Genomic DNA, 8361 nt, shown 5'->3' with positions numbered 1-8361 from the left:
GTTTTTAATATTGTTAATAGTCAATGACAAATATTCTAAATTTTCAAAATATTTCAAATCTGAAATATCATCAATGTTTTGTTCCATCAAATCGATTTTTTTCAATTTATCCGCTTCACTCTTTTGTATCTGCAAATCATTATTTATATCTATATCAGGATATTTTTTTAAAATAACATTAAATAACTTTTCATTATTAAATTCAATAGTTTGTGAATAAAAAATAAAAGTATTATTTAATAACAATATCAAAATTGCTTTTTTCATATTTAGGATTTTAAATTTGGTTCTTTTTACTTTACTCTTCCAGCTTCTCATTCACCAACTCCATTACCAAATCAAATTGTTCTTTTTTGGATAAGTTAGAGTTGTCAATTTCAAGGGCGTCATCAGCTTTTACAAGAGGAGAATCTTCTCTGTGTGTGTCAATATAATCACGTTCTTGCACATTTTGTAGTACTTCTTCAAAAGTAACTCGTTGCCCTTTTTCAAGTAGTTCGTCAAAGCGGCGTTGGGCTTTGGTTTGTGGACTTGCTGTCATAAATAATTTCAAATCGGCATTAGGAAAAACTACGGTTCCAATATCTCGACCGTCCATAACGATGCCTTTATTTTGACCCATTTGTTGTTGCTGTTCTACTAATTTAGCTCGAACTTCAGATATTTCTGCGATTTTACTTACTAAACGTGACACTTCAATAGTACGAATGGCTTGTTCAATGTTTTCATTATTTAAATACATTTCTGCAAAGCCCAATGTTTCATTAAAACGAAATTGTAATGAAACATTAGATAAATTTTTGATTAATCCTTCCGCATCTAAATGCGTTTCAGAGACAAAATTATGCTGCATAGCAAAATAAGTTACAGCCCGATACATTGCACCTGTATCAACATAGATATACCCCAATTGATTAGCAATCTGTTTGGCTAATGTACTTTTTCCTGTGGACGAAAATCCGTCTATTGCTATGGTAATTTTTTTCATATTATAAACATTTGCTTTCCCTTTAACTTTTACCCAAAACCTTTAACCCTATTAATCCAAATTAATCATCAAACCAAAAATACTCGAATTGGCTGCAACAGTATATCGAGAATGTGAAAAATCAAATCGTACCTTATTAAATCGTAAACTAAATCCAGCGGAAATTCCAGAAAAATTTCTTTGATCGATAATGTTTAATTCTTGCCCTCTTCTAAAATTATAACCTAAGCGAATATTAAATGCTTTTTCTGGAAACAACTCCGCTCCTATAATTACGTGACGCAAAGCATTATTTAAAAACGATACTTTTTCGTTTTCTGAAGAACCATCCAAACTACTTTTTGCTCTATTCGGATTTGCAAATGCAATATTCCATTGTTGTAAATTTTCAAAAGTAAGATGCCATCTAATTGGCACATTTTCAACTAACTGAGAAATTCCAGCTGTAATTTCAAAGGGTAATTTTTCTCTTGTGGTTTCGTATGGTGTAATTTGATAACCAATATTTCTAAATGATAATCCGTAATTAATATCGTTTTTATCGTCAATATATAAAAATCCAATATCTGTCGCTACTCCAAATGAATTATAAGATTCTAACGCAGATGTAATTAATTTCACATTAGTTCCTGCATAAAAATTCGTCCATGGAAGATTATAAGAATATCCAAAAGATAAAGCGCCTTCTGAACCTGTAAAACTGTTGGTTGTATTTCCAAATTCATCATAACCATCAAAATTTCCATAGTTAACATAATTCGCACCAATATGAAAAGTTTGTACATGTCTGTCCCATGTATATGCGTAATTTGCAGTACCATAGGTTACTTCACCGAAATAATTACTATAACTGGTAGCCAATTGATTGTGCATTTTTGGATTAATAGTAGCAGGATTAAAAATTGCTTGATTTACATCGTAATCCACAATAGTTACCGTTTTTCCACCTAATGCTGCTTGTCTTGGCGATTGAACTAAATTTAAAAACTGATATACCGATTGCCCTCCTACTTGTGCATAAATAGGTAAAACAAAGACAATAAATATCGGTAAAAGTTTTCTTAGCATGTTTCTGTTATTCTGTAATAACGCAGATGCGAAGATAAAATTATATATTAGAATGAGAAAATTTAGTTTTATTTGTTTTAGCCAAATTATGTAATGACTTATTTAGCGAGTTAAAAACTTTATTGAAACGGAATTTGTACAATAACGCTGCCCTGTAGTTTCTTTAGGACCATCATCAAACACATGACCTAAATGACCACCACATTTAGCACACATTACTTCTGTACGAATCATACCATATGAGGTATCTTTATGGTATATAGTCGAACCTTTTATCGCTTCATCAAAAGAAGGCCATCCACAATGTGAATCGAATTTAGTATCCGATGTAAATAACGGATTTTCACATGCGGCACAAACATATATTCCTTTTTCAAAATGTTTGTCATATTCTCCAGTATAAGGACGTTCGGTTCCTTTTTCTCTTAAAACTGCATATTCTTCTGGCGTAAGTTGCGCTTTCCATTCTGCATCTGTTTTTACAATTTTAAAATCCATTGTATCTTTTTTAGTTTGCGTTTGTTTTGTAACATCTTTTTTAATTTCAGCATTCTTATTTTGACTGTTACACGAAACAAAACTGAATGCCAATAAAATAATAAATATATTTTTCATGTTTTTTATATTTCTATAAAATTACAAAAAAGGTATACTCGAGATTTAAAAATAATAAATTTTAAGGAATTTATAACTTTTGTCAATCTAAATGCAGAATCTAAGAAATAAAAAAAACCAGAACAGAATTCCGGTTTTATATATTGATTAGTATTTTACTTTATGTATAATGTTTTTATTCTTTCAATTGGTCCGCCACATTTCACCTCATGACAACTTATACAAGCATCTACCATAGAATTAAAACTTTCTTTTGTGTTTTTAGAACCATAAATCTCCGACTGTGTTTTTAAATAAAATCCAGCTTTATTATTAAAAAAGTCGTCTCTTTCTTTTCCTTTAGTCATTGTTGCTTCTGTAATATTCAAGAAATATTTTGGCAATTCACCTAATGTATCTTTTTTGATTATTTTTTCACGAAGCTGTTTATTATGCACATACATTTGTTCCATTAATATAGCCATTTCAGAAGCTTCATACATTTTTAATTCTTCTTTTGGTTTTTCGCAAGTGGAATTTTCATCTTCTGATTTATTTTGATTACAACTTAAAAATAAAATCGAAAATATAATTAAAAGGTACTTCATTATTTAGAAATTAAAACGCCATGGGCTAAAAATTTATATTCTATTTTAGGTGCTGTAATTTCTGCAATTTCCTTTTCAGATTTTCCTTCATCTTCAGCATAATGTTTTAATTCTGCTACAGAAGTTTCTTCCACAAACGCTTTTCCTTCAATAATTGTATTTCTTTTTTGTGCATTCATTGGTACAAAAAATCCATAATCTTTAAATTTTACAAAGACTGTTTCATTATTCCCTAAATCTAAAGTCATCCAACATCCTTTGTTTTGACAAATTTCATTAATTTTTGAAGCTACTTTAACTGCTAAAGTATCACCTTTTTTTAACGTTTTATATTTTTCTAATAAAACCTCTTTTGATACGGCACTCTTTTCCGTGATTTTCTCACCAAAGGCTGCATATACAGGTATAGATTCTGTTTTAGTTACCTTTTTAGTACAGGAAATTGCTAGTGTAAATAATGGTAAAATTAATAGTATTCGCTTCATAATTATAGATTTATTAGGTGAAATAAAAAACAAAATTAATCAATAATACGAAACTTTGTTAATAATTATTCAAAAAATGAATCTTCAACAATATTTAATTTAATAAATTTGTAAAAAATTTGGGGAACCTTCACATAAGACATATAATGAGTAGCATTACAAACGAAATTAAAATCATAAAAAACACTACTTCAAAAATTAATGAAGTAGATTTTGAAAACCTAACCTTCGGAAATACGTTTACAGATCATATGTTAATTTGTGATTTTAAAAATGGAGCTTGGGAAGCACCCGTAATTAAAGCGTACGAACCATTTACAATTGACCCTTCTGCCAAAGTGTTTCATTACGGACAAGCTATTTTTGAGGGAATGAAAGCCTATAAAGATGCTAATGACGATGTATGGATGTTTCGTCCAGATGAAAATCATACGCGATTTAATAAAAGTGCTGTTCGTATGGCAATGCCAGAAGTTCCTGAAGAAATTTTTATTGACGGATTAAAATCGTTATTGAATTTAGAAAGAGATTGGGTGAAGTTTGGAAATGGGAATTCATTATACATTAGACCGTTTATGATAGCTATTGGAAGCGGTGTAATTGCTCAACCTTCTTCTCAGTATCGTTTTATGATTATTTTATCACCTGCTAAATCATATTATTCTGGAGAAGTCAAAGTAATTATTGCAGAACATTTTAGTCGAGCTGCAAACGGAGGAATTGGTGCTGCAAAAGCCGCTGGAAATTATTCAGCACAGTTTTATCCAACAAAATTAGCCAATGAATTAGGCTATCAACAAATTATTTGGACTGACGACGCCACACATACAAAATTAGAAGAAGCAGGAACAATGAATGTATTCTTCAGAATCGGAGATACCTTATTAACAGCACCTACTTCTGAAAGAATTTTAGATGGTGTAACCAGAAAGTCTGTTTTAGATATTGCAAAAAGAGATAATATAAATACGGAAGTTCGCCCTGTTTTAGTTGAAGAATTAGTTGCTGCTGCAAAAAATGGTACATTGAAAGAAATTTTCGGTGCAGGAACCGCTGCTGTTATTAATCCTATTGTAGGTTTCTCATATAAAGAAGAATATTTTGAATTACCTAAATTAGAAAATTCATTTGCATTAAGTTTAAAAGAAAAATTAAATAATATACAATACAAATTAGCAGAAGACACGTTTGGTTGGACGGTTAAAGTATAATTTATTTTAATACTCATAAAAAAAAGCAATTAGAAATCTAATTGCTTTTTTTATAACTTATACTTTCGATTAAATTAATCTTCTTCTATTTGTACTGCTTTACTGTACACGCGCCATTTTTCAATACATGACGTAATTTCTTCAGGGATTTCACTTGTAAAACGTAAAAATTCACCAGTTGTAGGATGTTCAAAACCTAGTGTTCTAGCATGAAGTGCTTGTCTAGGTAATGTTTTAAAACAGTTATCTATAAATTGTTTGTACTTGGTAAACGTAGTTCCTTTTAAAATTTTATCACCTCCATAACGTTCATCATTAAAAAGCGTGTGCCCAATATATTTCATATGTACACGAATTTGATGCGTTCTTCCTGTTTCTAATTGGCAAGAAACCACAGTTACATAACCAAAACGCTCTATAACTTTAAAATGAGTAATGGCTGGTTTTCCTTGTTCACCTTCAGGATAAACGTGCATTTGCATTCTATTGATTGGATGACGGTCTATATTTCCTTCAATAGTGCCTTCGTCTTCTTCAATATTTCCCCAAACTATCGCATAATATTCACGTTCTGACGTTTTTGCAGCAAATTGTTTGGTCAAATGCAACATTGCCTCTTCGGTTTTAGCAACTACTAAAAGTCCTGATGTATCTTTGTCAATTCGATGAACCAATCCAGGTCTTTCACTACTATTCATTGGCAAATTATCAAAATGATACGCCAATGCATTTACTAAAGTTCCCGAATAATTTCCATGTCCCGGATGTACCACCATTCCTGCTGGTTTGTTTACAACAATAACTTGATCATCTTCATAAACAGTATCAATTGGTATATTTTCTCCTTTTAATAAGTGTTCATACGGCGGGTGTTCCAGCATCACTCTAATTACATCGTCTGGTTTAACTTTGTAATTAGATTTTACAGCTAAATCATTTACTAAAATAGTTCCAGCATCGGCTGCTTTCTGAATTTTACTTCTTGTGGTGTTTTCAATGCTGTTTATCAAAAATTTATCAATTCGCAAAGGTTGTTGCCCTTTTGCTATCTCAAACCGATGATGTTCAAATAAATCTTCATCAGCCGTTTCATTCTCATCTATAAATTCTTGCATTATTCTATACTATCGTTAATTTGTTCATTATTTGGGATTGAATCCAAATCTTCATCTGTAAACATATCCTTCCCGTCACCTAAAACAAAATCGATTTTAGAATTTTTCATTAACTTATCTCCAGCTTTTACAGGTCTTCCATTATAAGAAACTTCAAGAACAATATCTTTCGCTAAATCGGGTACATATTTTAATTCGCCTTCTACTAATCCTAATGCTCTTAAAGCATTTGTAGCTTGACGAAATGTTTTGTTTTTTAAATCTGGAAAAGTAACCATAGCATAACCGCCAGCATTAAGTTTCACATATATTTTTCGGCCATCTTTAACTTTAGAACCCGCTATTGGATCTTGCTCAACAATACTATATGGTGGAAATTCTGGACGAAATTCTACTGTATCCAATAAAAATACTTCTAAACCTTCCTCATCTAGTTTCTCTTCCGCAATTTCTAATTTCATCTTAGATAAATTAGGTACCTTAATTTCTTCGCCATGATTGGTACTAAAATCTAAAAACTTTACAAACGCTACTAAAAATAGGATAACAATCACTAATGCAAAAAATAAATTTTTGAAAAATGTGGAACTCGTTAAAAACTTTCTTAAACTCATTGAAATATATTTTCGCAAATATAAGAAAAGTAAAACATTTTATGATATTTTTGTATAAAACAGAAATAAATATTTTTTTATGAACATAGCAGTTGTAATGGGCGGATATTCAGACGAGTCTGTAATTTCTTTACGAAGCGGACAACTTATTTTAACCCATTTAAACAAAGATAAATATCAAGTTTTTGAAGTTCACATCTTAAATGAAGGTTGGTATGTGAAAATTGAAGACCAAAAATTACCCATTAACCGAGCTGATTTTTCATTTGAACACAATGGGAATTCTGTAAAATTTGATGTGGCTGTGAATACCATTCACGGAACGCCAGGCGAAGACGGTCATTTGCAAGCCTACTGGGAGTTAATTGATTTGCCATACACTGGTTGTGGATTTTACCAAAGTGCACTTACGTTTAGTAAACGTGACACACTTTCCGTTTTAGGAAAATTTGATATTCCAAAAGCAAATTCAGTTTATGTTACTAAAGGACAAGAAATTGATGGTGAAAAAATTGCTAAAACATTAGGATTTCCTTTTTTTGTAAAACCCAATCAATCTGGTAGTAGTTTAGGTGTTTCAATGGTAAAAGAACTCTCAGAATTAGACAAAGCATTAGCATTTGCATTTGCAGAAGACAAAGATATTTTAATTGAATCACAGTTAAAAGGCGTTGAAATTTCGGTTGGTGTGATGAAATTGAACGGAATTACAAAAGTATTAGGGATAACCGAAATTGTTTCAGGTAATGATTTTTTTGATTATGAAGCCAAATATTTAGGTAAATCAGAAGAGATAACACCTGCCCGATTGTCTAAAGAAGTTTCAGAATTAGTTGAAAAGTCTGCTGCCAAAATATACGAAGCACTAGGAATGCAAGGTTTTTCTCGTATCGATTTTATTGTAATGAACGACATTCCGCATTTTATCGAAATCAATACTAATCCTGGGTTGAGTCCACAAAGTATATTTCCCCAGCAAGCCGCTTACGCTAATTTAAATTTTTCAGATTTATTAGAAAACGAAATTAAATTGGCATTGGAAAGAAAACCAATTTGGAAAAAATAAGACAAATTTGTATTCAAACAGAATCAAATATTTAAACTATTAATTATGAAAAAAGCAATATTTCCAGGTTCGTTTGACCCAATTACAAACGGACATTACGATATAATTAAACGCGGTATATCTTTATTTGATGAAGTTATTGTTGCGATTGGTATAAACGCAGACAAAAAGTATATGTTTTCTTTAGAAGATAGAAAACGTTTTATAGAAGACGCATTTAAAGACCAACCAAAAGTAAAAGTTATCACGTATTCTGGTTTAACTATCGATTTATGCAAAGAAGAAAAAGCGGAATTTATTTTACGTGGTTTACGTAATCCAGCTGATTTTGAATTTGAAAAAGCCATTGCACACACCAACAGACGATTGTCAAAAATTGAAACGGTATTTTTATTAACAGCCGCAAAAACATCTTATATTTCCTCAAGTATTGTGCGCGATGTGTTAAGAAATGGTGGAGATGTTTCGGCTTTTGTTCCCGATTCAGTTGTTGGTAAAATATAAGTTAGAATAAAATATACTCATTTTTGTCATTTCTACCAACGGGAGAAATCACATAAAACTATTAAAAATATGGGATTTCTCCTTGCGTCGAAATGACAAGATTAAATA

General features: G+C 30.9%; 11 protein-coding genes. 3 read left to right on the top strand and 8 right to left on the bottom strand.

The genetic code is table 11. The features are described from left to right. The 6 genes from ACIQZ1_RS07625 to ACIQZ1_RS07600 all read right to left on the bottom strand — a co-directional run. Window positions 1–267 (bottom strand): hypothetical protein (locus tag ACIQZ1_RS07625; protein WP_396160385.1); only part of this gene is annotated, 267 nt, incomplete at its 3' end. A gap of 31 nt (window positions 268–298) precedes the next feature. Next, a complete protein-coding gene (gene cmk / locus ACIQZ1_RS07620) occupies window positions 299–988 on the bottom strand; it encodes a (d)CMP kinase (RefSeq protein ID WP_396160384.1) in 690 nt (229 codons plus the stop codon). A gap of 51 nt (window positions 989–1039) precedes the next feature. Beyond that, window positions 1040–2056 (bottom strand): type IX secretion system protein PorQ, encoded by a 1017-nt coding sequence (gene porQ / locus ACIQZ1_RS07615; protein ID WP_396160383.1) that lies wholly within the window; start codon window positions 2054–2056, stop codon window positions 1040–1042. Between the two features lie 102 nt (window positions 2057–2158). Beyond that, on the bottom strand, window positions 2159–2671 hold the full coding sequence (gene msrB, locus ACIQZ1_RS07610) for a peptide-methionine (R)-S-oxide reductase MsrB (RefSeq protein ID WP_396160382.1): 513 nt from the start codon (window positions 2669–2671) through the stop codon (window positions 2159–2161). Between the two features lie 155 nt (window positions 2672–2826). Next, window positions 2827–3258: a hypothetical protein gene (locus tag ACIQZ1_RS07605; protein ID WP_396160381.1), complete on the bottom strand. Its 432-nt coding sequence runs from the start codon at window positions 3256–3258 to the stop codon at window positions 2827–2829. Further along, window positions 3258–3743, bottom strand: a complete 486-nt coding sequence (locus tag ACIQZ1_RS07600) for a DUF4920 domain-containing protein (protein ID WP_396160380.1) — start codon at window positions 3741–3743, stop codon at window positions 3258–3260. Before ACIQZ1_RS07600 ends, ACIQZ1_RS07605 begins: the two co-directional genes overlap by 1 nt. A gap of 146 nt (window positions 3744–3889) precedes the next feature. On the opposite strand from ACIQZ1_RS07600, the gene ACIQZ1_RS07595 reads away from it, so the two are divergent. Next, window positions 3890–4954, top strand: coding sequence for a branched-chain amino acid aminotransferase (locus ACIQZ1_RS07595; protein ID WP_396160379.1), 1065 nt, complete (start codon window positions 3890–3892; stop codon window positions 4952–4954). A 74-nt stretch (window positions 4955–5028) separates the two neighbouring features. On the opposite strand, the gene ACIQZ1_RS07590 is transcribed toward ACIQZ1_RS07595, so the two are convergent. Continuing rightward, window positions 5029–6069: an RluA family pseudouridine synthase gene (locus ACIQZ1_RS07590; RefSeq protein WP_396160378.1), complete on the bottom strand. Its 1041-nt coding sequence runs from the start codon at window positions 6067–6069 to the stop codon at window positions 5029–5031. Next, a complete protein-coding gene (locus tag ACIQZ1_RS07585) occupies window positions 6069–6683 on the bottom strand; it encodes a PASTA domain-containing protein (protein ID WP_396160377.1) in 615 nt (204 codons plus the stop codon). Before ACIQZ1_RS07585 ends, ACIQZ1_RS07590 begins: the two co-directional genes overlap by 1 nt. 79 nt (window positions 6684–6762) lie before the next feature. On the opposite strand from ACIQZ1_RS07585, the gene ACIQZ1_RS07580 reads away from it, so the two are divergent. Both ACIQZ1_RS07580 and coaD read left to right on the top strand, forming a co-directional pair. After that, on the top strand, window positions 6763–7749 hold the full coding sequence (locus tag ACIQZ1_RS07580) for a D-alanine--D-alanine ligase (RefSeq protein ID WP_396160376.1): 987 nt from the start codon (window positions 6763–6765) through the stop codon (window positions 7747–7749). A 45-nt stretch (window positions 7750–7794) separates the two neighbouring features. Then, window positions 7795–8253 (top strand): pantetheine-phosphate adenylyltransferase, encoded by a 459-nt coding sequence (coaD, locus tag ACIQZ1_RS07575; RefSeq protein WP_396160375.1) that lies wholly within the window; start codon window positions 7795–7797, stop codon window positions 8251–8253. Window positions 8254–8361 lie beyond the last annotated feature (108 nt).

The sequence above is a fragment of the Flavobacterium sp. genome (assembly GCF_044341185.1).
In the GTDB taxonomy this organism is placed as follows: Bacteria; Bacteroidota; Bacteroidia; order Flavobacteriales; family Flavobacteriaceae; genus Flavobacterium.
Note: the sequence above shows the minus strand (reverse complement) of the source record. Positions and strands in the feature narration are given on the sequence as shown.

Bases quoted from the DNA above. Each gene is read 5' to 3' on its own strand.
- cmk (WP_396160384.1), bottom strand. From the start codon at position 988: ATGAAAAAAATTACCATAGCAATAGACGGATTTTCGTCCACAGGAAAA.
- porQ (WP_396160383.1), bottom strand. From the start codon at position 2,056: ATGCTAAGAAAACTTTTACCGATATTTATTGTCTTTGTTTTACCTATT.
- msrB (WP_396160382.1), bottom strand. From the start codon at position 2,671: ATGAAAAATATATTTATTATTTTATTGGCATTCAGTTTTGTTTCGTGT.
- ACIQZ1_RS07605 (WP_396160381.1), bottom strand. From the start codon at position 3,258: ATGAAGTACCTTTTAATTATATTTTCGATTTTATTTTTAAGTTGTAAT.
- ACIQZ1_RS07600 (WP_396160380.1), bottom strand. From the start codon at position 3,743: ATGAAGCGAATACTATTAATTTTACCATTATTTACACTAGCAATTTCC.
- ACIQZ1_RS07595 (WP_396160379.1), top strand. From the start codon at position 3,890: ATGAGTAGCATTACAAACGAAATTAAAATCATAAAAAACACTACTTCA.
- ACIQZ1_RS07590 (WP_396160378.1), bottom strand. From the start codon at position 6,069: ATGCAAGAATTTATAGATGAGAATGAAACGGCTGATGAAGATTTATTT.
- ACIQZ1_RS07585 (WP_396160377.1), bottom strand. From the start codon at position 6,683: ATGAGTTTAAGAAAGTTTTTAACGAGTTCCACATTTTTCAAAAATTTA.
- ACIQZ1_RS07580 (WP_396160376.1), top strand. From the start codon at position 6,763: ATGAACATAGCAGTTGTAATGGGCGGATATTCAGACGAGTCTGTAATT.
- coaD (WP_396160375.1), top strand. From the start codon at position 7,795: ATGAAAAAAGCAATATTTCCAGGTTCGTTTGACCCAATTACAAACGGA.